Genomic DNA, 22,470 nt, shown 5'->3' on the forward strand with positions numbered 1-22,470 from the left:
TTTTGAGCATAGAGGATATAACGTTAAGAACGTTTTCAAATTAAAAATAATGAAAACAATCAATGCCTCAATAAAGGAAGTGGCGAAAAACGTTGCCGTAATATTGATTTTAACTCGTCATGTTACAGGAACATCAGCTAAAAACCAACGTAAATTAACTGCAGCTGTAAAATGTGTAACAATTATGGCATTATTACATTTCGTATTTGAAGGTTAATTTATTTATTAGAACTAGTTCGTTTGAACTAGTTCTTTTTTTATGAGTTTAAATCAAAGCTTAAATTTACTTTATTTGTTATGATATAAAAAACTTTTTTAAGTTTGTATTTTGGTTCATTCTAATTTATTTTTTCAAATATGATAAAATAGATGTATTAAATTGAATATTTAATTTAATACTTAATAAAAGAGGAGATACAATGAAAAGTTTATTAAAAAAATTAAGCTTACCACCAGTCCTGATTAACAGTAAGTTAAGAGGAGTGGCAGTTTTTGTTTCATTAACTGTTATTTTTGGTTTGGTAATTTCTTTTCTTTATAATATTATTATTGGTTCTATATTAATGCTTTTTGCATGTATTGGAATTATTTATGCATTTGATATGATGAATAAAATTGGTGATGAACAAGAAGAATACATCAATGATTTAACTTATCGAATCAAGCGTGGAGAACGTGAGTCATTACTTGAAATGCCAATTGGAGTAATTTTATATCAAGATGATTTTAAAATAGACTGGGTGAACCCTTTTTTACAACCTTATTTTGGAGATCAAGATATACTTAATAAAAATCTTGAAGATGTTGCTCCAGATTTATTTAAAATTATTCAAGCTAATCAAGATGAAGAAAAATCAGTTGAAATTGTATGGAAAGATCATCATTTTAATTTGTTGGTTCAAAAAGAATATAATTCTGTTTATATGACTGATATAACTTATTACACTGATATTCAAGAAAAATATGAAAGTGAAAAAGTTGCAATTGGACAAATATTTTTAGATAACTATACAGAAGTTACACAAACAATGACTGACCAATCTGTTTCTAATTTATCTAATTATGTTACAAATGAATTAACTTCATGGGCTAAAGAATATGGGATTTATTTAAAACAATTAGATGAAGATAGCTATTTAAGTATGATTTATGCTGATTCATTAGATAAAATTGAAGATAATAAATTTCAAATTTTAGATAAAATAAGAGAAACTACTTCTAAATTAAATTATCCATTAACTTTAAGTATTGGGATTGCCTATGGTGATCAAACTTTAAATGATTTATCAAAACAAGCTCAGGCTAATTTGGATTTAGCTTTAGGCCGTGGTGGAGATCAAGTTGTAGTTAAAGCAACTGATCAAGATGCACGTTTCTATGGTGGAAGTACTAACCCAATGGAAAAAAGAACAAGAGTCCGTGCTCGAATGATTTCACAAGCTTTACGTGAAATTTTTAAGGATGCTGATCAAATATTTGTTCAAGGACATAAAAGACCTGATATGGACTCTTTAGGTGCAGCACTTGGTATTAGAAGAATTGCCCAAATGAATAATAAAAAATGTTGGATTATTTTAGATGACGAGCATCTTCATTCTGATGTTCAGAGATTAAAAGATGAAATGGTCGAAGATGACGCAATTAAAGATTCAATTATTACTCCGGATGAAGCTTTGAAAAAAGCGACTGATGAAAGTTTACTTGTATTAGTTGACCATTCAAATCCAGACATGGGAATTTCAAGAGAATTGTATGATCGAATGGAAAATCGTTTATTAGTCGTTGATCACCATCGTCGAGGCGAAAACTTTCCTTCTAATCCAATTTTGGTTTATATTGAACCTTATGCTTCTTCAACTAGTGAATTAATTACTGAAATGTTTGAATATCAATCTCAAGATTCTGAATCAATTAATAGTTTAGAAGCAACGGCAATGCTTGCTGGAATTGCCGTTGATACACAATCATTTAGTATTAGAACTGGGACAAGAACATTTGATGCTGCTAGTTATTTACGTTCAGCTGGAGCTGATTCAGATGAATTGCAAATGTATTTGAAAGAAAATTATAATGACTATATGTCAAGAAATCATTTAGTTTCAATGATGGAAATTATTAATGAAGATGTTGGCATTATTACTGGAGAAGAAGATAAAACTTATGATCCAGTAATTGCAGCTCAAGCAGCTGATTCAATGTTGAATGTTGATGGAATTAAATCATCATATTCAATTACTGAACGAGGAGATGGGGTTGTTGGAATTTCTGCAAGAAGTAACGGTGAAGTAAATGTACAATTAGTTATGGAAAAAATGGGTGGTGGTGGCCATCTTTCAAGTGGTGCTACTCAAATTAAAGAAACCCCAATTGCAGAAGTAAGACAAACCTTATTATCAATTATTAATGAAGATCAAAAAGAGGAATCTGATACCGATAATGATACCGATGAATCTTAATATTAATCTCAAGGAGTGAATTGAAATGAAAGTAATCTTTTTACAAGATGTTAAAGGCAAAGGTAAACGTGGAGAAATAAAAGACATGCCAGATGGTTATGCGCAAAACTTTTTAATCAAAAAAGGAATGGCTAAACTAGCTACTAATTCCGCAATAGGAACTTTAAAAGCAGAACAAAAAGTAGAAGCACAAAATGCTCAAGAAGAATTAGACGCTGCAAAGGAATTAAAATCTAAGTTAGAAAACGATGATACAGTGGTTGAATTAAAAGCTAAATCGGGTGCTGATGGAAAGTTATTTGGTTCAATTACTAGTAAACAAATTGCTCAAGCACTTTTGGATCAATACAAAATTAAAATTGATAAAAGAAAAATTGAATTAAATGAATCAATTAAAACGATGGGCTATGTTAATGCTCCTGTAAAACTTCATCCAAAAGTAGAAGGAACAATTCGAGTTCATATTTCTGAAAAATAAAAAAATCTCTTTCTAATTTAGAACGAGATTTTTCGTACTTAAAAAGGGATTTTATTATGAATAATGATATTTTGAATGATCATACTCCGCCACAAAATATTGAGGCGGAAAAGGCAGTTTTAGGTTCAATTTTTCTAAGTACCGATTCTATTATCCAAGCTTTAGAAATGTTGAATCCAAAAGATTTTTATAAGCATGCGCATCAAATGATTTTTCAATCAATGGTTGAGTTAAATGAAAAAGAAGAGCAAATTGATGTTTTAACTATTTCTGAACAATTAAAATCTCATGATCAATTTGAAGACATTGGTGGATCACCCTATTTGGCAGAATTGGCAACTGCAGTACCAACCGCAGCCAATGTTTCATACTATGCTAAAATTGTAAAAAATAAATCATCACTTCGCCGTTTAATTAATACTAATACTCAGTTAATTCAAGATGCTTATGATCAAGATATTGATGTTGAGACTTTATTAGATAATGCTGAACAATCAATTATGTCTGTTTCTGAAGGTCGAAACACGACTGGTTTTAAAAACATTAAAGATGTTTTGAATACTTCACTTGATAATATTGATCAAATGGCTGAAAATACAGATGAAATCACTGGATTACCTACTGGATATCCATATTTAGATAAAATGACAACTGGATTACATCCAGGTGAATTAGTTATTTTAGCTGCACGTCCAGCAGTGGGTAAAACAGCATTTGCATTAAATATTGCACAAAATGTTGGAACTAAAACTGATAAGTCAGTTGCTATATTTTCACTTGAAATGAGTGCTGAATCGCTGGTTAACAGAATGTTATGTGCTGAAGGTAGTATTGATGCTAATCATTTACGTACAGGACAATTAAGTGAAGAAGAATGGAATAATTTATTTGTTGCGATGGGAAGTTTATCTAAGACACAAATTTATATTGATGATACTCCTGGAAGTAAAATTCCTGAAATGCGTGCTAAATGTCGTCGACTTGCAAAAGAAAATAAAAATTTAGGTTTAGTTGTGGTTGATTACCTTCAATTAATTGAAGGTACTAATAAAGAAAACCGACAACAAGAAGTTTCAGATATTTCAAGGCAATTAAAAAAACTAGCTAATGAGCTTGGAGTTCCAGTAATTGCTTTATCTCAACTTTCTCGTGGAGTTGAACAAAGACAAGATAAAAGACCTGTTTTATCTGATATTCGTGAATCTGGATCAATTGAACAAGATGCTGATATTGTTGCATTTTTATATCGTGATGATTATTATGAACGTGAAGATGGTGATGGGGATGATAAACCAGATCCAGAAGATGAAAATATTGGTGAAGTTGAAGTAATTATAGAGAAAAACCGTTCAGGTCCAAGAGGAACAGTAAAATTATTATTTGTTAAATCTTATAATAAATTTTCGTCAATTTCGTATGCTAATGAATAAGAGTGATTAGATTTCACTCTTATTTTTTTGTTTTAAAGTTCGTGTTTTACGAATAAATTATTATTTAATTTGACTATATTTCGTAAATAAGGTAATATTATCCGTGGACATTGAATGAAAGTTAGCGGTTATTCGATGAAATATTTTAATGAGGTGCCAATTATGCAAGTTTTTGATTATGAAGATATTCAATTAATCCCTAATAAATGTGTGGTTAATTCAAGAAGTGAATGTAATACAGAGGTGAAATTGGGTGAACGTACTTTTAAGATTCCAGTTGTACCTGCTAATATGCAAACAGTTATCAATGAAGAATTAGCAATTGATTTAGCTAAGAATGGATATTTTTATGTAATGCATCGTTTTCATCCTGAAAAGCGTTCAGACTTTATTAAAACTATGCATAAAAATTGTGTATTTGCTTCAATTAGTGTTGGAGTAAAGCCTGATGAATATAACTTTATCGATCAATTAGTCGCTGAAAAAAATATTCCAGAATATACAACCATTGATATTGCACATGGTTATTCTGATACATTAATTGAAATGATTAAATATATTAAAAATAAAATGCCAGAAACTTTCCTAATTGCTGGAAATGTTGGAACTCCTGAAGGTGTAAGAGCACTTGAAAATGCTGGAGCGGATGCAACTAAAGTGGGAATTGGTCCTGGTAAAGCATGTATTACTAAAGTTAAGACTGGATTTGGAACTGGTGGTTGGCAATTATCTGCACTTAGATACTGTTCTAAAGCAGCTCAAAAACCAATCATTGCAGATGGTGGAATTAGAACTGATGGAGATATTGCTAAATCAGTACGTTTTGGTGCCACAATGGTTATGATTGGTTCAATGCTTGCTGGACATGAAGAATCACCTGGTGACAAAGTTGAAAAAGATGGTGAAGTTTACAAAGAATACTTTGGTTCAGCATCAGAATTTCAAAAGGGTGCTTATAAAAATGTTGAAGGTAAAAAGTTATTAGTTTCTTCTAAAGGAACAATTTATAATACCTTAAATGAAATGAGAGAAGACTTACAATCTTCAATCTCATATGCTGGTGGTCGTGATTTATCAGCAATTAGAACGGTTGATTATGTAGTTGTTAAAAATTCAATTTACAATGGTGACTAAAAATTAAATAAAAAAGGATTTACATCTAATTAATTGGACGTAAATCCTTTTTTTATTATTAAATATATATATTCAATATAATAGGTTGAATTTTAATAGATTATAGTTACAATTAGATTGTAATGATTATAAATAAGGAGTGATTTATTTGACTAAGAAAATTGTAATAGTTGGTGCATCTCATGGAGGACATCAAGCTATCATTGAAAGTTTAAATCGATATGAAGATGTTGATGTTACTTTATTTGAGGCTGGTGATTTTATTTCATTTATGTCTTGTGGAATGCAACTTTATTTAGAAAATAAAGTAACTGACGTTGATGATGTGAGAAACTTTTCTGAAGATACATTTAAAGAAAAAAATGTCCATGTTTTGAGTAATCATTTAGTTACAAAAATTAATTCTGATCAAAAAACAGTTACTGTTGAAAATGATGGAAAAAGTAAAGATGTTTCTTATGATAAATTAATTTTAAGTTCAGGTGTAACTCCAAATACATTACCAGTCCCAGGAGCTGATTTAGATAATGTATTCTTAATGCGTGGTAAAGATTGGGCAACCAAAATAAAATCTCAATTAGAAGATGAATCGATTAAGAATGTTACTATTATCGGTGCCGGATATATTGGGATTGAAGCTGCTGAAGTAAGTAAAAAATATGGTAAAAATGTAACAATTATTGATCATAATGAACATGTTTTAGGAACATATTTAGATTATGAATTATCTGATTTAATTAAAGATGAATTAATTTCCAATGGAATTAATTTAGAATTATCAGCTAATGTTGAAGCATTTAATGGAAATGGAAGCGTTGAATCAGTTAAGATAAGTGATAAAGAAATTCCTAGTGATTTAGTTATTCAAGCTGCAGGAATTAAACCAAATACTGAATGGCTTAAAGGCATAATTAATTTAGATAATCATGGATTTATTGAAACTGATGAATATTTAAGAACTAATGTACCAGATGTTTATGCAGTTGGAGATGCAACCTTAGTATATTCAATTCCAGCTCAAGAAAAAATGCCCATCGCTCTTGCAACAGTTGCAAGAAGACAGGCACGTTATGTGGTTAAACATTTATTTGAAAAATTACCTACAGAATCATTTAAAGGGGTTAATGGTTCCTCAGCATTAAGTGTATTTGATTATCACTTTGCAACAACTGGAATTAATGAAATTAGTGCAAATAAAATCAATCAAAAAATTAATAGTAATTTTTACAAAGGAAAACTACGCCCAAGTTATGTAGCTGAATCAGAAAATAATCAAGAAGTTTATGTTGAATTAAATTATTTACCTCAAACTCATCAAATTGTTGGTGGCACCGTTTTATCTAAAGGTGATGTAACAGCACATGGTAATACCTTGTCATTAGCTATCTCAAATAAGATGACATTAGAAGATTTAGCTGATACTGACTTTTTCTTTCAACCTGGATTTGATCGTCAGTGGAGTTTATTGAATTTAGCAGCGCAAAATGCATTAGGTGAATATAAATTTTAAAAAAATAAAGCAAAATTATTTACAAAAAAAAGAAAATAAAGTATCATAAAGCCACGGTAGAGATACCTGGCTTTGTTGTTTTTACGAAGTATTTTTTTTGGACTTTTAATACTACGCTTAGTACAGCTTTGCTTATTTTTTTGAAAACTTAATACTACGCTTAGTAAATAGTTATTATGCATATTATTTTTCAAAAAAAAACAAATTATTTTAGTTTTGTTTTTGGACTTACAATACTAAAAAATTTGTTAAATAGTTAATTTCAAGTTAATACTTGAAGTTAAAAAGCAGGTGTGGGCTCACCTGCTTTTTATTGTATCATTATAAAGTTTAAAATAATATGATATTTTGTGATATAATTATATCAATTTATAATTTCTATTTAAAAAATTTTGATGATGAATTTATTTAGTAATAAAGGTAAGATGATTATGGTAAAAATTAATAAACAAACCCAAGCTAATAAGAAATGGCAAGAAAAACATAAAGAACGTGCAAAATATCTTAGTGATCGTTCAAGAGCAAGAACCTTTATTCGTAAGTTTGCGAATAAAGAAGATCTTGATGAATTCATTGATTTGATTGATGAAAGAAAAGACAATCTAGATTAAAGTCTGTTAATTATAAAATAAATATTATTAACTCTGATTAATTTAATCGGAGTTTTTTTTATCTTATTGTAACCTTTTTATTTACAAATGGGTTACTATGGCTATATAATAAATTTCATCAAGTAAAGGGATGGTTTTTATTATGTATCAGATAAATTCAACAAAGAAAATTGTATTAGCTTCAATTATGACAGCGATTATTATTGTATTATGTTTTATACCTGGTTTTTTTATGCCAATTAGTCCAGTTCCAATTGTTTTGCAAAATTTAGGGATTCTATTAGCTGCATCATTATTAAGTCCAATTTATGGATTTCTTTCAATTGGAGTATTTTTTCTATTTGTAATTATTGGATTTCCATTTTTAACAGGTGGACATGGAGGAATTTCCGTATTTTTAGGACCGACTTTTGGTTATTTAATTGCTTGGATTTTATTGCCTTTTATTTTAGGAAATGCAATTAAATATTTAAATCCTAAAAAAAATACGGTAATTAATTATTTAATTATTTTAATTTTTGGAGTTTTTGTGATGTACTTATTAGGAGCTTTGGGGTTACATATTGTGCAACCTAATATTAGTTATTTGGCAGCCTTATCAACAAATGCTTTTTATTTACCAGCTGATTTAATTAAAGTTTTAATTGTTACCTTAATCTTAAAGCGATTTAATAAAATAAAAATTTAAAGGAGATTTGAAATGCTTTCAACTAAAGAAAAAGTTTTAAATTTTTTTATGAAAAATAATACTCAATGGATTTCTGGTGATTCATTGTCCAAAGAATTTGATGTTAGTCGAGAAACAATTTGGAAAGCAATTAATGCGCTAAAAAAGCAAGGACATCAAATCGAAAGTAAAAGAAGTTATGGATATCATTACTTAGGAACTGAAAAATTAAGTTCTCAATTAATTAAACACTACCAAAATAGTGATTTAGTAAATGATATTGAAGTTTTAGATGAAGTTAATTCAACTCAAATTTATGCGAAAAATATTGTTAATCAATCTATTAATTTGAATCAAAATAAAATTGTTTTTGCAGAAAAACAAGTTAATGGATATGGGCGCAGAGGACGTTCATTTTTTTCACCAGCAAAAACAGGTTTGTATTTTAGTTTGATATTAAAAAACGATTTTAAAAATTTAAATCAATTAGGATTATTAATGACAGGAATTTCAATGGCTGTTGTAAGAGCTTTAACGTATTTTTATCCTGAAAAAAATTTTCAATTAAAATGGGTTAATGATATTTATTTAAACAATAAAAAAATTGCGGGAATTTTAACTGAAGCAATTACTGAATTAGAATCTAATACTTCAAGAGCATTAGTTATTGGAGTAGGAATTAATTTGTCGACAATTGATTTTCCAACTGAAATTAAAAATAAAGTTCAATCAATTGATCAAAATTTTAATGTTGATCGGAATCGATTAGCTGCAAAAATAATTGATGAAATTGATCAAATTTTGACTGAAAATCCCAAAAATATTTTTTTACCTGAATATCGAGAGAAATTATTATTAATGAATCGAACAGTATTATTAAATGTTGGGAATCAAGATTTTACAGGAAAAGTTTTAAATGTTGATGAAGATGGACAATTAGTTATGAAACTAGATAATAATAAAATTAGGCATTTTAATAGTGGTGAAGTTACTAAAGTTCATTTTTAAAAAAGTCCTTTTAAAGGGACCTTTTTTGTTTGAATAATTTTATGAATTAATTTGATATCAGCAGGAGTTGTACGACAACATCCACCAATTACTTTAGCACCAAGAGTAATCCATTCTGGAACTAGTTTTTCAAAAGAATAATTATGATTACTGGTAGTCCAAGTTTTAGTAGTTGGATTATATTTATCACCAGGATTTGGATAAACAATTAATGGCAAGTTAGTTAGTGGATTAATATTTTTTAATGCTGGTGTGATATTTGGAATAGGAGTGCAATTTATTCCGATACCAGATGCAGTAGTTTGTTTATTAATCCAATTTACTACTTGACTAATTGGTGTTCCATCAGCTAAATAAGCTGGATTTTTAATACTTAAACTAATCCAATATGGAGTGTTAGGAAATTTTTGATCCATTAATTTTCCTAAAAATTTAATTTCTTTAAAATTAGGAATCGTGTCAATTGAAATTAAATCAACTCCAGTTTCAATAATAGTTTTGATTTTTTCATAGTGAAAATTAAAATATGATTTATCCGATAATTGATAATTACCAGTATATTCACTTCCATCAGCAAGATACGCGCCATATGGTCCAATGCAACCAGCTACTAGTCCATTAATATTAGTTTTATTTCTTGCTTCTTTTGCGACATTTATTCCATTTTGAATAAATTCGAGTGCTTGTACATGAGAATAACCGCGATTTTCAAAAGCCTCTATATTAGCTTGATAAGTATCCGTAATTGTAATGTCTGCTCCTGCATTAAAATAAGATTGATGAACTTGTTTGATTTTGTCTAAATGATTAATTAATGCATTAGCAGACCAAAGTGAGTCATTTGTTTTTACATCATATTTTTCTAATTCTGTCCCCATTGCACCATCTAAAGTTACTAGATTATTTTTTAAATAATTGTTAATTGATATTTTTTCCATTTTGATAACCTCTTTTTGATAAGTAAATTTTTATTTTATAAAAGCTAAAGCAAACAATGACAAAAGGAATGGTGTAATATAAAGCAATTCTTTGATTTGGATCAAACCAAATTAAAATACAAGATAATAAACTCATACTAAAAGCTAGAATTGGAGTTAATGGATAAAATGGTGTTTTATATCCTAATTCATTTATTTTTCCACCTTTTTTTATGAAATCTTTTCTGAAATTAAATTGTGATAATGCAATTGCCATCCAGACAAAAACTACTGCTAAACCAGAGATTGAAACTAAAACTAAATAAACAGAACCGGCTGCATAAATGCTTGAAAAAAGTGAGAGTATTCCACCAATCATACTAAAAATTAAAGCAATAATTGGAACATTTTCTCGATTAGTTTTAGCAATAAATTTTGGAATTGAGCCTTCATTTGATAAAGACCAAAGCATTCTAGTAGAAGCATAAAGTCCAGAGTTTGCAGCTGAGATAATTGCAGTTAAAATCACAAAATTCATAATATCTGATGTATATGGAATTCCAATATTATTAAAAACAGTGACAAATGGACTTTGTGTTACACCAGATTCTTGATAAGGAATTAAAGTTGAAATTATAAAAATACTACCGATGAAAAAAATTATTAATCGCCAAATTGTCGCATGAATTGCTTTTGGAATAGTTTTACTTGGGTTTTTTGCTTCACCAGCAGTGACACCGATTAATTCAGTTCCAGAAAAGGCAAAGTTTACTGTTAGCATAGTTGTAAAAACACCTGAAAAACCATTTGGAAATAATCCATGATCATAAATATGTTTTAAACCAATTGCATGTTTTTGATTACCATATTTAATGACACCAAAGATTGCTAATAAGCCTAAGATAATAAAAATAATAACAGTAATAACCTTGATGCTAGAAAACCAAAATTCAGCCTTTGCAAACCATTTAACAGAAATAGCGTTTAATAAGAAAATTAAAATAATAAAAAATAAACTCCATTTCCAAGTTGCAATATTTGGGAACCATTTTTGCATTATTAAACCAGAAGCTGTAAATTCAGATCCAAGTGCAATTGTCCAAGTTAGCCAGTATAAAATGGCAACAGTGAATCCAGTTCCAGGTCCAATGTATTTAGTAGCATAAACATGAAATGCACCAGTGTAAGGCATTGCTACTGATAATTCACCTAGACATAACATAACTAAATAGACTAAAAATGCTCCAACTATATATGCAATAATAGTTCCTAAAGGACCAGCTTCATGAATCGTATATCCAGAACTTAAAAATAGACCAGTTCCAATCACACCACCAAGAGAAATCATTAGCATATTTCTTTTTGATATTTCTCGATTAAGATTTTTTTGTTTCACTTTTATCACTCCTTAAAATAAAAAAGCATCCGTCCTGACAAAGGACGAATGCTCGTGGTACCACCTTAATTTATGTATATTTATACATTTCTTAGATAAGCTGCACTTTTTAAAGTATAGCTTTGTAATTATAACAGTTACAAACCCGCCATTAGTTAATAATTCACTAATGATTTGCTCCAAGTCCATATTCCTAATAATTAATTTATTCTTTTACACCAACCAAGAATTCTCTTAAAAATTAATTATAAGTACTCAACTTATCCGCTTTTAGAAATATTTAATTGTTATGTATCATATTCATTATTGGCTAAAATGTCAAATTAAAAATAATTTCAACTAAAATCCTTTACTTAATTTTTTTTACGTGCTACTATACTAAACAATTAATAATAACCAAAAGAAAGACGAGTAAAAATAATCATTCTTCCAGTAAGTTGAGGATAGTGAGAACTCAGCAGACCCTGATTTTTTTGAATAACACTTTCTCCGTTTCTAAATTAATCAATTACGGGCCCGTAATTTAATATTTAGATAATAAAAATGAATATACTTTAGAGGTGGTTCACGATTATGTGGACAACTTGGGTGGTATCGCGAAATCTTTCGTCCCTTGATTTGGGATGAAGGATTTTTTGTTTTTTATTATTAATTATTAAATTTAAATATAAAAGGGGAACTTATTATGCATTTAATTATACCGGAATCATACGACGCAAAAATGTCACGTAAAACTACACAACAAGCAATTCAATTTATCAGAGATATTTTTCAAAAAGAATTGAGTGATCAATTAAATCTATCTAGACTATCTGCTCCAATGTTTGTTGAAAAGAGTACCGGATTAAATGATAATTTGAACGGTGTTGAAGGACCAGTTGCTTTTAAAGCAAAAGAAATGCCTGATAAAGAAATTGAGATTGTTCAATCACTTGCGAAATGGAAAAGAAATGCTTTGGGTGAATTTGGATTTAAACCACATACTGGAATTTACACTAACATGAATGCCATTCGTAAAGATGAAGAAGATCTTGATAACATTCACTCTATCTATGTTGATCAATGGGACTGGGAAAAAGTTATTGAAAAATCAGAGCGTAATGTTGAAACTTTAAAAGATACAGTAAAGTCAATTTTTAAAGTAATTAAGCATATGGAACATGAAGTTTGGTATAAATATCCAGAAGCTTCTTATCATTTACCAGACGAAATTCATTTTGTAACAACTCAAGAATTAGAAGATCGTTTTTCTGAGTTAACTCCAAAAGAACGTGAAGATGCAATTTGTAAAGAATATGGTGCAGTCTTTGTAATGCAAATTGGAGATCAATTAAAGGGTGGAAAACGTCATGATGGCAGAGCACCTGATTATGATGATTGGAGCTTAAATGGGGATATCTTATTCTGGTTTGAACCATTACAACATGCATTAGAAGTTTCAAGTATGGGAATTAGAGTTGATGAAGATGCCCTTGACTCACAATTGAAGAAAGCTAATGCTACTGATCGATTAAAATATAAATATCATCAAGATATTATGAACCAAAAATTACCATATACAATTGGTGGTGGAATTGGTCAATCAAGAATCTGTATGTTATTACTTGGTAAAGCTCATGTAGGTGAGGTTCAAGCTAGTGTTTGGCCAGATGAAATGATTGAGCAATGTGAAGCAGCAGGTATTAAATTACTATAAAAATAAAAAAACTTTGAGAAAATTCTCAAAGTTTTTTTATTAATTATTTTTATTTGCAATAAAGCTTTCTAAAATAACTTTTCTTGTATGAATTTTTTCTTCATTAATCCATTGAATCATATTAAAAGCATCTATAATCCACCAAATAGTCATTGCGAATATGATAACAAATCCAATTAAAATAATTGAAGTTATCCATCCAGCAATTTCTAAACCAAGCATTAAACCAGCATATGGTTTTTTCATATAAAAACGATGTGCACCGAATCTTCCTAAGAAGAACCAAAGTAACCAAGCAATTAAAGGCTCTCTAGTCTCGTTTTGAACTCTAGTTTCAACTAATAATTGTTCTTCGGTTGTTAATTCAGATTCTAATTGTTTAATCTTTTCTTTTTCATATGTTATATCCATGATATCGTCTCCTTATATTAATATAGTATATTATACTATATATTATATACCGTATGGATAAAAAATAACAATCACGGCTTTATAGCAGCGTGATTGTCATTTAGTGGTTGTTGAATATTATAAAAATATCATGGGCAGTCAGGGGTTCGAACCCTGGACCCACGGATTAAGAGTCCGTTGCTCTGCCAGCTGAGCTAACTGCCCGTTTCAAAGTACGAATACTATATTATCACATGGTAAAAGCTCATGCAACCAAATTAATAAATTAATTGAATTAGTAATCAGATTGTTAATTGCTAGTTACATGATTGTGGGTTTTGCTTGTGATATAATTTACACTAGTTAGCTACATATATGGTAGCTTTTTATTAAAATAAAAATCAATTGTATTAATAAAAATTAGATACAAGGAGATAAAAAATTTATGAAAAAGATCTTAGTAGTCGATGATGAAAAAACAATTACAGATATTGAAAAATTCAGTCTTTCAAAGGAAGGATTTGAAGTAGTAGTAGCTTATGATGGTGAAGAAGCACTACAAAAATTTGCTGATGAAAAACCAGATCTAATTATTTTAGATCTTATGTTACCAAAAGTTGATGGACTTGAAGTTGCTAAAGAAGTTAGAAAAGAAAACAATACTCCAATTATTATGGTAACTGCTAAAGATTCAGAATTAGATAAAGTTCTTGGGCTAGAACTGGGAGCTGATGATTATGTTACAAAACCATTTTCAAATCGTGAATTAGTTGCGAGAGTAAAAGCTAATTTGAGAAGACAAGAAAATATTCCAGATAGTCCAGCAGAAGATGGAAAAAATGAAGATATTGAAATTGGTGATTTAGTAATTCATCCAGATGCTTATTCAGTAACTAAAGATGGAAAAGCAGTTGATTTAACTCACCGTGAATTTGAATTGTTATATTATCTTGCTCAACATATTGGACAAGTAATGACCCGAGAACATTTATTACAAACAGTATGGGGCTATGATTATTTTGGTGATGTTAGAACCGTTGATGTTACAATTCGTCGACTCCGTGAAAAAGTTGAAGACAATCCGAGTCATCCTAATTGGTTAGTTACTAGACGTGGAGTTGGTTATTATATTCGTGAAGCTACTGAAGAAGATTAATTACAATAATAATGAAGGGATTTTAAAAATAAATGAGAAATAATCGTAAATTTTTTCATTCAATTTATTTTAAAATGGCTTTAGTTTTTTCATTAATGATGCTGATTACCTTAGAAGTGGTCGGAGCTGTTTTTGTTAAACAATTAGAAAGTCAAAATTTAGAGACTTTCAAAAATTCTGTTCAAGTAAAACCATATGTAGTTACTTCAATCAGAAAGCAGCTAGAAAATAAAAATCAGGATGAAGCTAATCGACAAATTAAAAGTATTTTAGAAAATATTGATACAGATAGTTCAAATGAAATTCAAGTAGTTGATGCAAAAGGGAATATTCGAGGAACTAATCAAAATAGTTATCAATATTTAGTAGGTCAAAAAACACAAAATACTAATATCAAATACGCATTAAATCGTTTAGAAGCATTTGAGCAAAATACTTCAAATGGAGATAACCGTTATTATACAAAGATTAGTCCAATTTATAATAGTCGAAAAAATAACAACACAAGTTTAGGTGTTGTTTACATAAAGGCCAATTTAAATTCAGTTTATCAAAATATAAATAGTGTAACAGTTATTTACTTGTTTGCTTCTTTGATTGCCATTCTTGCCATTCTATTATTAACTTTATTAATTTCAAGAGCAATTACTAAACCAATTGATGCCATGAGAAGACAAACACTTAAAATTTCTCAAGGTGACTATTCAGGACATGTTGATATTTATGGAAATGATGAGTTAGATCAATTAGCTAATGAAATTAATAATTTGTCTTTTAGAATTGAAGAATCGCAGGAGGCTTCTGAATCTGAAAGAAGAAGACTAGATTCAGTTTTAGATAATATGACTGATGGAGTTGTTTCAACTGATCGAAGAGGTAAAGTTATCATTATTAATGATGAAGCGTTAAACTTTTTAGATATTGATAAGGATAAAGTTATTGGACAATCAATTTTAGATGTTTTAGGGCTTGAAGATCGCTTTACTTTTAAGGAATTAATGGAAAAGCCAGAACGTGTTTTTGTTGATTACTCTAATGAAGAAAGAAAATTAATTGTAACAGCTCATTTTTCATTAATTCAAAGAGAATCTGGATTTGTTAATGGACTAGCTTGTGTTTTACATGATGTAACGGCACAACAAAAGCTTGATGAAGATCGAAAACAATTTGTTTCAAATGTTTCACATGAATTAAGAACGCCATTAACCAGTGTCCATTCTTACATCGAAGCTCTTTCTGATGGTGCAATGGAAGATCCAGAATTAGCACCTAAATTTTTGAATGTTGCAAAAGATGAAACTGATCGAATGACTCGAATGATTAATGATTTATTGACACTTTCTCGAATGGATTCAGGAACTCAAAAATTTGAAACGGAATTAGTTAATATTAATCGTTTATATAATTATATTTTGGATCGTTTTGATATGATTATTCAAAGTGATGACGATAAAGTAGAAAAAAATTATTCAATTAAACGAATCTTTAGTAAAGAAGATTTGTGGGTTGAAATTGATACTGATCGATTTACACAAGTTATTGATAATATTATGAATAATGCAATTAAATATTCACCAGACGGTGGAGTTATTACTTGTCGCTTATATGTAAATCATAATCGTGTTATTTTAAGTATTTCCGATCAAGGACTTGGAATGCCTAAGTCAGCAATTAATCAGATTTTCAATCGATTTTATCGAGTTGATAAGGCTCGTTCTAGAGCTCAAGGTGGTAGTGGTTTAGGTCTTGCAATTTCAAAAGAAGTCATTGAAGCCTTAAATGGAAGAATTTGGGCAAATAGTGTTGAAGGACAAGGCTCAACATTCTATATTTCATTACCTTATGAATCAGTAGAGGAGGACCTTTGGGATGCTAAAGAAGATTAGAGGGAAAATATTACCACTATTACTAGCAATTGTAATCGGTATTAGTTTGGTATTATCAGCATTTATTTTAATTAACCCATCTAATTATAGTAATGCAAATAACCAAAATGAATCGACAGAACTAAGAAATGAAAATAGTGATACTAAAATTCATGATTTGTATGCCCCAACTCAAGTGATTCAAAATTGGTCTAATGGACAACAATACACTTTAACAAGTGAAACATCTAATGTGATTAATGATTTTTTTAATGAAATTAAAAGTAATTCAATTGAAAGAATTACTGCCAAAAATAGTCTTGATAATAATGATTATTTTGAATTTTTAAAGAACCCTAATCAGATTATGTTAAATTACGAATCAAAAATTCCATTTAATTTAACTGATATTTCAGTTAATAAAACACAAAAAAGTAAGGCTAAAAAAGTTGAATTCAACCGAATTATTGTTCCATTGAATAATAAAAATCGTTATTATTTATTAAATGATGATAATAAAAAAGTCTATGAATTAAGGGTTAAATCATTAAATTATGACAGAATATATCAAATTTTAAATAAAAATATTAAGCGACAACAAGTTCAAATTAATCGATTAAATAATAAACCATTTGTTTATTATCAGAAGCCAACTTCAATGAAAGTTTATGCATATTTATTGAAGCAACAAACACAAAGTTTTTATACTAGTAATGTTTTTGGTAATTCTAACGATGAAAATGTTAAGAGAAGACAAAATAGAACTATTTACAGTAATCAAAATCAAATTTTAACGTTTAATGATAATGATATTCGTTATAATGACTATCGAGTTGATGATAAAGATAGTAATTATGAACAGGAGCTAAAATCAGCTTATTATGGCGCAATTAACATTGGTGTTCCAATCGATAATAGTGTTTTTTATGGTTATGATAAAAAGAATGACACCGTTAATTTTAGAAACTTAATTGAAAGTTATCCTATTTTCAGTCAAAAAAGAATTGGAACATATACTTATCATTCAACAAAATCATCAAAAAATTATCAATTTTCTGATGAAAATTTCCAAGTTCCAATTCCTTCAAATAAAAATAATGTAAAGTTACCTAATACAAATGAAGTATTGTCTGAAATTGCAAAAGTTGGAATTAATATTCGTGATGTTAGTGATATAAAAATTGGATATCAAACTAAATTTAACAAGAAGAATAATTTATTAGTTTCATTAGTTCCAACTTGGTTTATTAATTATCAAAATAATTGGTATAACTATAATCAATTACTTAGTTTAAATAATGGAGGTGATTCTAATGGATTTTAAAAAGATTCAGCAAATCTTTTTAGTTGCCTTCATTTTGATTGATATGTTCTTATTTGTAATGTATCAACAAAATTCCAACATTCAATCAGATAATACGCAAACAAGTAATGAAACTGTTTTAAAAGAAATGAGAAGAGTTAAAATTAATTTTGATAATCCTTCGAATAAGACCAGTAATGGTTATTATTTATCGGCAGTTAAAAATACAAATTTAGCTAAGCAAGTAAATAAGTTAAATAATCAACAAATTAAGACTTCAAAATATGAAATTCATTCAACTTTAAATCAACCAATTTCAATTAATCCAAATGATCCATCAGAATCAATTGATCAATTGTTAAAACGAAATAATTTTATTTTGGATGGAACATCATATAAATATAATCAAGATTTGTCTAGTAAAAGCCAGATTGTTTATACGCAAAAATCATATGGATTGGATTTTTTTGGATCAAAAATAATATTTAATGTAAAAGATAATCAAGTAACTAGCTATGTTCAAAATAATTTAATTGATGTAAAAGTTTTAAAGGAAAAAGCACCGACAATTTCTGCTGAAAAAGCAATAACGCTTTTATATCAATATAATGGAATTCAAGATGATTCTTCCATTCTTTGGTCAAGATTGACATACACTAAGAGTTTGAAGATTCAAAATAGTGGAGTATACATTCCAACCTGGTTGATTGCACTAAAGAAAGATAACCAAGTTGAATATAAGAAAATCAATGCTTTTGATGGTTCAGTTGTTAATACAGAAGTAGTTGATGATAATTATCAGAGTTAATTTATGAAAGTAGGATTTTAATTGAATAATGATGATCCAATGAAAGTAAGTGTTTTATCTAGTGGAAGTTCTGGAAATGTAACTTATATTGAAACTAATCAACATAAGGTTTTGCTAGATGCAGGGCTTAGTGGAAAGAAAATTAAAAATTTAATGGATCAAATTAATCGTGATTTAAACGATGTTGATTTGTTATTTGTTAGTCATGAACATACTGATCATGCAAAAGCAGTCGGAATTTTAGCAAGAAAATATCCAAGTATTAATGTTTATGCAAATCAAGAAACATGGGATGCAATGGCACCTCATATTGGTGATTTCCCAGAAACACAAAAAAATTTATTTTTACCAAATACAACCCAATTATTTGGTGATTTAGATGTTGAGAGTTTTTCAGTTTCACATGATGCTGCAAATGCGCAATTTTATAATTTTCATCATCAAGGTAAAAGTTTTGTAGTCTTAACTGATACAGGTTATGTTTCTGAAAGAATCGCTGGAATTATTAAAAATGCAAATGCATATGTTATGGAATGTAATCATGATATCGAAATGTTGCGATATGGTGATTACACATGGGATACGAAGCAACGAATTATGTCAGATAGAGGACATTTATCGAATGAAGATGGTGCCAAGGCAATGATGGATATTATCGGTGAGCAAACTGATAATATCTTTATTGGTCATCGTAGTCATCATAATAATATGAAATCATTAGCTCATTTAACCGTATCAAGTATTTTAGATGAGCATGATTTTGGACTTGGTGATGCATTTAATTTATTAGATACTGATGTTGAACAAGTTTCTGGATTAATTACTCTTTAAAGTTAAATTAATGATTTTTTTATGTTTTACTGCTAGAATTGATTACAAATTAAATAAAGGATGATGACAAATGAAAAGTGGTAAGTTATTTACAAAAATTGCTTTAGTTGCTTTTATATCAGGTGTCATTGGTGGAGGAGCTGTTTATGGAGGAGTTTCTCTATTAAATAATTCAACTGATGTAACTGAGTCTGTTCCAAGCGGTTCTAGTAAAGGTGGAACAGCTAAAGTCGACAATAAGAAAACAAATGTTCAAACTCAAGCTACTAATGTTTATAATAATAACAAAGATAGCGTTGTTTCAGTTATCAATAAAGAAAAGACTTCAAAAAATAATAGTAGTGATGCATCTTCATTATTTGGTGATCTTTTTGGTGGAAATAATGGTAATTCCGGGAACTCTAATGGTAACAGTGGTTCAAGTGATGATTCATCACTTGAAAAAGTTAGTGAAGGATCAGGAGTTATTTATCGTAAATCCGACAATGCTGCTTATATCGTAACTAATAACCACGTGGTTGCTGGTTCTTCATCACTTGAAGTACTATTAAGTAATGGTAAAAAATTATCTGCTAAATTAGTCGGTAGTGATTCAGTAACTGACTTAGCAGTTCTAAAAATTAATGGTTCTTCAATTGATAAGGTTGCTAACTTTGGTAATTCTAATAATATTAATGTTGGTGAAACTGCATTAGCAATTGGATCACCATTAGGTTCAGATTATGCATCTTCATTAACTCAAGGAGTTATTTCAGCTAAGAAACGTCAAGTACAACAAGCAGCTTCAGGAAGCAGCAATACATCAGCTGGATATGCAACTGTAATTCAAACTGATGCCGCAATTAACCCAGGTAATTCTGGTGGACCACTTCTAAACCTTGCTGGACAAGTAATTGGAATTAATTCAATGAAATTATCAACAGATAGTTCTGGTACAAGTGTTGAAGGAATGGGATTTGCAATTCCAAGTAATGAAGTAACTAAAATTATTAATCAATTAGTTAAAGATGGTAAAGTAACTAGACCAAAATTAGGAATTAAATATATCGACTTATCTAATATTGCAGCAAGTGATCAAAAATCTAAATTAAAATTACCTTCTAAAGTTTCTAAAGGGGTAGTAGTAATGCAATCAGTTAAGAATTCACCTGCTAAAAAGGCTGGATTAAAACAATATGATGTAATTACTAAGTTAGATGGTCAAGCAATTACTGATCAAGGTAAATTACAATCAATCTTATATCAACATAAGGTTGGAGATAAAATCTCAGTTGAATATTATCGTGATGGTAAATTACAAACTTCAACAATTAAATTAAATCAAGCTAGTTAATAAAAATAAGCCTCAGTTAATGAGGCTTATTTTTTTATTTACGAATATTAAAATTTAAAAATAATGTAAATGATTGGCTTTTTATAAAGAACTTATTCACAATATCAAATGTTGTGGATAAGTCTGTGGATTAATGATTTGTGAAATTATAATTCCTTTATTACCAATTATTACAGCTGTTAAAAGTTATTATTAAAGTTATCCACAGGGTGTGTGTGTAACTTTTTTATTAATGCTTTTTTAACGTCATAAACATTGATTTAGCAACGTTTGTATTGTGTTAACGAACATATGTTTAACTGTGGATTAATTACTTTTAAAAAAATAACATTGACAAATTGTAGAAAATAACAGGTATGTATTTTTTTCCTAAAACAAAGATATTGTGAATTTGTCTGTGGATAACTTTGTGCATAAAGTGTTTAAAAATGTTATTAACAAAAACAGCTGATAATTTTTAATTATTATCAGCTGTTTTAATTAATTGATTTAAATTTAATATTTCGATATTTGATTTTTCTTTTTTTATAATTTGTTCTTGTTCTAATAATTTAAATTTTCTAGTTAACGTTTCTGGAGTGGTTCCGATATAATTAGCTAAATCTTTCATTTTCAATGGTAATTTGAAAGTTACTTTATTTTTTAAATGATATGTCTCTAATAAATAAGTTGCAATTCTTTTTTCAATTTTTTGAATAATTAAATACTTATTCTGTTTCTCTAATTCATGTGTTTTTTGTAAATTGATTTTTAATAAATTTAAAGCTAATTTTGGATATTGATTTAATAGTTGATTAAAGTCAGTTTCTTTAATAATACAAATTTCACTTTTATCAGTTATTTCACCATATAGGTTAAAATTATCCTGGCCAAATAACCAATTCTCACCTTCATATTCACCATCATTAATAATACGAATAATTTGTTCTTTACCGTCATCAGTTAATTGGTAAATTTTCATCAAACCAGTAGCCAAAATAATTAACTTTTTTTCATTTTCATATGGTTGAAAGATAATTTCATTTTTATTTAAATGTTGATACTGAATCAATTTTTCAATTTTAATTTTGTCTTCTAAAGCTAAATCTTTAAAAAGTGGGACGTTATCAACACATAAATGATTATTCATAATTTCTCCTTAAATAAAAACGCGTTGTTATCATTAATATGATAATAACACGTTTATTAAATCTGATTTAGTTAGGCAACAGATTGAACTTCAAAACCTAATTTTTGAATTGCTGCTTTAATTTGATCAACTGAATTTTTAGTTTCATCTAGTTTTAAATTAACTTTACTAGCATTAAATAATACTTCAGCATCTGATACACCAGCTTGATCACTAACTGTCTTTTCAATTTTTTGTAAACATGAAGGGCAGGTAATGGTTTCTAATTGTAAACTGTAATTTTTCATAATAAATTCCTCCTTGATTTGTATGACTTTAATATAGTTTGTTCTCTTTAATAAATAATTGATAT

General features: G+C 28.6%; 20 protein-coding genes, 1 tRNA gene, 1 pseudogene and 1 other annotated feature. Of the genes and pseudogenes, 16 read left to right on the forward strand and 6 right to left on the reverse strand.

Annotation, left to right across the window (positions count from 1 at the left end; all coding sequences use genetic code 11):
* The 9 genes and pseudogenes from GSH19_RS05325 to GSH19_RS05365 form a co-directional block, all read left to right on the forward strand.
* Positions 1 to 217, forward strand: a pseudogene (locus GSH19_RS05325) (hypothetical protein); the annotation flags it as partial.
* 202 nt (positions 218 to 419) lie between these two features.
* Complete coding sequence (locus GSH19_RS05330) at positions 420 to 2,456, forward strand: DHH family phosphoesterase (protein WP_237027072.1); 2,037 nt, start codon at positions 420 to 422, stop codon at positions 2,454 to 2,456.
* 25 nt (positions 2,457 to 2,481) lie between these two features.
* On the forward strand, positions 2,482 to 2,934 hold the full coding sequence (gene rplI, locus GSH19_RS05335) for a 50S ribosomal protein L9 (RefSeq protein ID WP_237027073.1): 453 nt from the start codon (positions 2,482 to 2,484) through the stop codon (positions 2,932 to 2,934).
* 56 nt (positions 2,935 to 2,990) lie between these two features.
* Positions 2,991 to 4,364, forward strand: coding sequence for a replicative DNA helicase (dnaB, locus tag GSH19_RS05340; RefSeq protein ID WP_237027074.1), 1,374 nt, complete (start codon positions 2,991 to 2,993; stop codon positions 4,362 to 4,364).
* Positions 4,365 to 4,526: 162 nt separating this feature from the next.
* Complete coding sequence (locus tag GSH19_RS05345) at positions 4,527 to 5,498, forward strand: GMP reductase (protein ID WP_237027075.1); 972 nt, start codon at positions 4,527 to 4,529, stop codon at positions 5,496 to 5,498.
* A 148-nt stretch (positions 5,499 to 5,646) separates the two neighbouring features.
* Positions 5,647 to 7,008 carry an FAD-dependent oxidoreductase gene (locus tag GSH19_RS05350; protein ID WP_237027076.1) on the forward strand — a complete coding sequence of 454 codons (1,362 nt, stop codon included), beginning with the start codon at positions 5,647 to 5,649 and terminating at the stop codon, positions 7,006 to 7,008.
* A gap of 395 nt (positions 7,009 to 7,403) precedes the next feature.
* Positions 7,404 to 7,619 carry a hypothetical protein gene (locus tag GSH19_RS05355; protein WP_237027077.1) on the forward strand — a complete coding sequence of 72 codons (216 nt, stop codon included), beginning with the start codon at positions 7,404 to 7,406 and terminating at the stop codon, positions 7,617 to 7,619.
* Positions 7,620 to 7,761: 142 nt separating this feature from the next.
* Entirely contained in the window at positions 7,762 to 8,307 is a 546-nt protein-coding gene (locus GSH19_RS05360; protein ID WP_237027078.1) for a biotin transporter BioY, read from the forward strand.
* A gap of 12 nt (positions 8,308 to 8,319) precedes the next feature.
* Positions 8,320 to 9,294 (forward strand): biotin--[acetyl-CoA-carboxylase] ligase, encoded by a 975-nt coding sequence (locus tag GSH19_RS05365; RefSeq protein WP_237027079.1) that lies wholly within the window; start codon positions 8,320 to 8,322, stop codon positions 9,292 to 9,294.
* Here the strand turns inward: GSH19_RS05365 and mmuM are convergent.
* A complete protein-coding gene (gene mmuM, locus GSH19_RS05370) occupies positions 9,291 to 10,232 on the reverse strand; it encodes a homocysteine S-methyltransferase (RefSeq protein WP_237027080.1) in 942 nt (313 codons plus the stop codon). The genes GSH19_RS05365 and mmuM overlap by 4 nt on opposite strands.
* Positions 10,213 to 11,559: an amino acid permease gene (locus GSH19_RS05375; RefSeq protein WP_237027124.1), complete on the reverse strand. Its 1,347-nt coding sequence runs from the start codon at positions 11,557 to 11,559 to the stop codon at positions 10,213 to 10,215. The genes mmuM and GSH19_RS05375 overlap by 20 nt, the downstream gene beginning before the upstream one ends.
* An 85-nt stretch (positions 11,560 to 11,644) precedes the next feature.
* Positions 11,645 to 11,881: a binding site (T-box leader), on the reverse strand.
* A gap of 411 nt (positions 11,882 to 12,292) precedes the next feature.
* Between GSH19_RS05375 and asnA the strand changes: the two genes are divergently transcribed.
* Positions 12,293 to 13,303 carry an aspartate--ammonia ligase gene (gene asnA, locus GSH19_RS05380; RefSeq protein ID WP_237027081.1) on the forward strand — a complete coding sequence of 337 codons (1,011 nt, stop codon included), beginning with the start codon at positions 12,293 to 12,295 and terminating at the stop codon, positions 13,301 to 13,303.
* A 39-nt stretch (positions 13,304 to 13,342) separates the two neighbouring features.
* Here asnA and GSH19_RS05385 read toward each other — a convergent pair whose 3' ends face one another.
* Positions 13,343 to 13,714, reverse strand: coding sequence for a TM2 domain-containing protein (locus GSH19_RS05385; RefSeq protein WP_237027082.1), 372 nt, complete (start codon positions 13,712 to 13,714; stop codon positions 13,343 to 13,345).
* A gap of 131 nt (positions 13,715 to 13,845) precedes the next feature.
* A tRNA-Lys gene (locus GSH19_RS05390) sits at positions 13,846 to 13,918 on the reverse strand.
* Positions 13,919 to 14,138: 220 nt separating this feature from the next.
* On the opposite strand from GSH19_RS05390, the gene yycF reads away from it, so the two are divergent.
* The 6 genes from yycF to GSH19_RS05420 all read left to right on the forward strand — a co-directional run bounded on the left by yycF (position 14,139) and on the right by GSH19_RS05420 (position 20,989).
* The gene (gene yycF / locus GSH19_RS05395) at positions 14,139 to 14,849 is read left to right on the forward strand and encodes a response regulator YycF (protein WP_237027083.1); all 711 of its coding nucleotides are present in this window, start codon (positions 14,139 to 14,141) and stop codon (positions 14,847 to 14,849) included.
* Between the two features lie 32 nt (positions 14,850 to 14,881).
* A complete protein-coding gene (walK, locus tag GSH19_RS05400; RefSeq protein ID WP_237027084.1) occupies positions 14,882 to 16,735 on the forward strand; it encodes a cell wall metabolism sensor histidine kinase WalK in 1,854 nt (617 codons plus the stop codon).
* Positions 16,719 to 18,038, forward strand: a complete 1,320-nt coding sequence (locus GSH19_RS05405) for a YycH family regulatory protein (RefSeq protein WP_237027085.1) — start codon at positions 16,719 to 16,721, stop codon at positions 18,036 to 18,038. The genes walK and GSH19_RS05405 overlap by 17 nt, the downstream gene beginning before the upstream one ends.
* The gene (locus GSH19_RS05410; RefSeq protein ID WP_237027086.1) at positions 18,028 to 18,825 is read left to right on the forward strand and encodes a two-component system regulatory protein YycI; all 798 of its coding nucleotides are present in this window, start codon (positions 18,028 to 18,030) and stop codon (positions 18,823 to 18,825) included. The genes GSH19_RS05405 and GSH19_RS05410 overlap by 11 nt, the downstream gene beginning before the upstream one ends.
* 39 nt (positions 18,826 to 18,864) lie before the next feature.
* Positions 18,865 to 19,656, forward strand: coding sequence for an MBL fold metallo-hydrolase (locus GSH19_RS05415; RefSeq protein WP_237027125.1), 792 nt, complete (start codon positions 18,865 to 18,867; stop codon positions 19,654 to 19,656).
* 70 nt (positions 19,657 to 19,726) lie between these two features.
* Complete coding sequence (locus GSH19_RS05420) at positions 19,727 to 20,989, forward strand: S1C family serine protease (RefSeq protein WP_237027087.1); 1,263 nt, start codon at positions 19,727 to 19,729, stop codon at positions 20,987 to 20,989.
* A gap of 457 nt (positions 20,990 to 21,446) precedes the next feature.
* Here GSH19_RS05420 and GSH19_RS05425 read toward each other — a convergent pair whose 3' ends face one another.
* Both GSH19_RS05425 and GSH19_RS05430 read right to left on the reverse strand, forming a co-directional pair.
* Positions 21,447 to 22,118 (reverse strand): Crp/Fnr family transcriptional regulator, encoded by a 672-nt coding sequence (locus GSH19_RS05425; protein WP_237027088.1) that lies wholly within the window; start codon positions 22,116 to 22,118, stop codon positions 21,447 to 21,449.
* 71 nt (positions 22,119 to 22,189) lie between these two features.
* Positions 22,190 to 22,405, reverse strand: coding sequence for a heavy-metal-associated domain-containing protein (locus GSH19_RS05430; protein WP_237027089.1), 216 nt, complete (start codon positions 22,403 to 22,405; stop codon positions 22,190 to 22,192).
* Positions 22,406 to 22,470 lie beyond the last annotated feature (65 nt).

Source organism: Lactobacillus sp. S2-2 (assembly GCF_021698855.1).
GTDB lineage: Bacteria > Bacillota > Bacilli > Lactobacillales > Lactobacillaceae > Fructilactobacillus.

Coding starts and splice junctions, on each gene's coding strand:
- GSH19_RS05430 (WP_237027089.1), bottom strand. CDS start 22,405: ATGAAAAATTACAGTTTACAATTAGAAACCATTACCTGCCCTTCATGT.
- dnaB (WP_237027074.1), top strand. CDS start 2,991: ATGAATAATGATATTTTGAATGATCATACTCCGCCACAAAATATTGAG.
- GSH19_RS05365 (WP_237027079.1), top strand. CDS start 8,320: ATGCTTTCAACTAAAGAAAAAGTTTTAAATTTTTTTATGAAAAATAAT.
- rplI (WP_237027073.1), top strand. CDS start 2,482: ATGAAAGTAATCTTTTTACAAGATGTTAAAGGCAAAGGTAAACGTGGA.
- GSH19_RS05410 (WP_237027086.1), top strand. CDS start 18,028: ATGGATTTTAAAAAGATTCAGCAAATCTTTTTAGTTGCCTTCATTTTG.
- asnA (WP_237027081.1), top strand. CDS start 12,293: ATGCATTTAATTATACCGGAATCATACGACGCAAAAATGTCACGTAAA.
- GSH19_RS05415 (WP_237027125.1), top strand. CDS start 18,865: ATGAAAGTAAGTGTTTTATCTAGTGGAAGTTCTGGAAATGTAACTTAT.
- yycF (WP_237027083.1), top strand. CDS start 14,139: ATGAAAAAGATCTTAGTAGTCGATGATGAAAAAACAATTACAGATATT.
- mmuM (WP_237027080.1), bottom strand. CDS start 10,232: ATGGAAAAAATATCAATTAACAATTATTTAAAAAATAATCTAGTAACT.
- GSH19_RS05345 (WP_237027075.1), top strand. CDS start 4,527: ATGCAAGTTTTTGATTATGAAGATATTCAATTAATCCCTAATAAATGT.
- GSH19_RS05360 (WP_237027078.1), top strand. CDS start 7,762: ATGTATCAGATAAATTCAACAAAGAAAATTGTATTAGCTTCAATTATG.
- walK (WP_237027084.1), top strand. CDS start 14,882: ATGAGAAATAATCGTAAATTTTTTCATTCAATTTATTTTAAAATGGCT.
- GSH19_RS05405 (WP_237027085.1), top strand. CDS start 16,719: ATGCTAAAGAAGATTAGAGGGAAAATATTACCACTATTACTAGCAATT.
- GSH19_RS05375 (WP_237027124.1), bottom strand. CDS start 11,559: ATGATTTCTCTTGGTGGTGTGATTGGAACTGGTCTATTTTTAAGTTCT.
- GSH19_RS05330 (WP_237027072.1), top strand. CDS start 420: ATGAAAAGTTTATTAAAAAAATTAAGCTTACCACCAGTCCTGATTAAC.
- GSH19_RS05355 (WP_237027077.1), top strand. CDS start 7,404: ATGATGAATTTATTTAGTAATAAAGGTAAGATGATTATGGTAAAAATT.
- GSH19_RS05420 (WP_237027087.1), top strand. CDS start 19,727: ATGAAAAGTGGTAAGTTATTTACAAAAATTGCTTTAGTTGCTTTTATA.
- GSH19_RS05385 (WP_237027082.1), bottom strand. CDS start 13,714: ATGGATATAACATATGAAAAAGAAAAGATTAAACAATTAGAATCTGAA.
- GSH19_RS05425 (WP_237027088.1), bottom strand. CDS start 22,118: ATGAATAATCATTTATGTGTTGATAACGTCCCACTTTTTAAAGATTTA.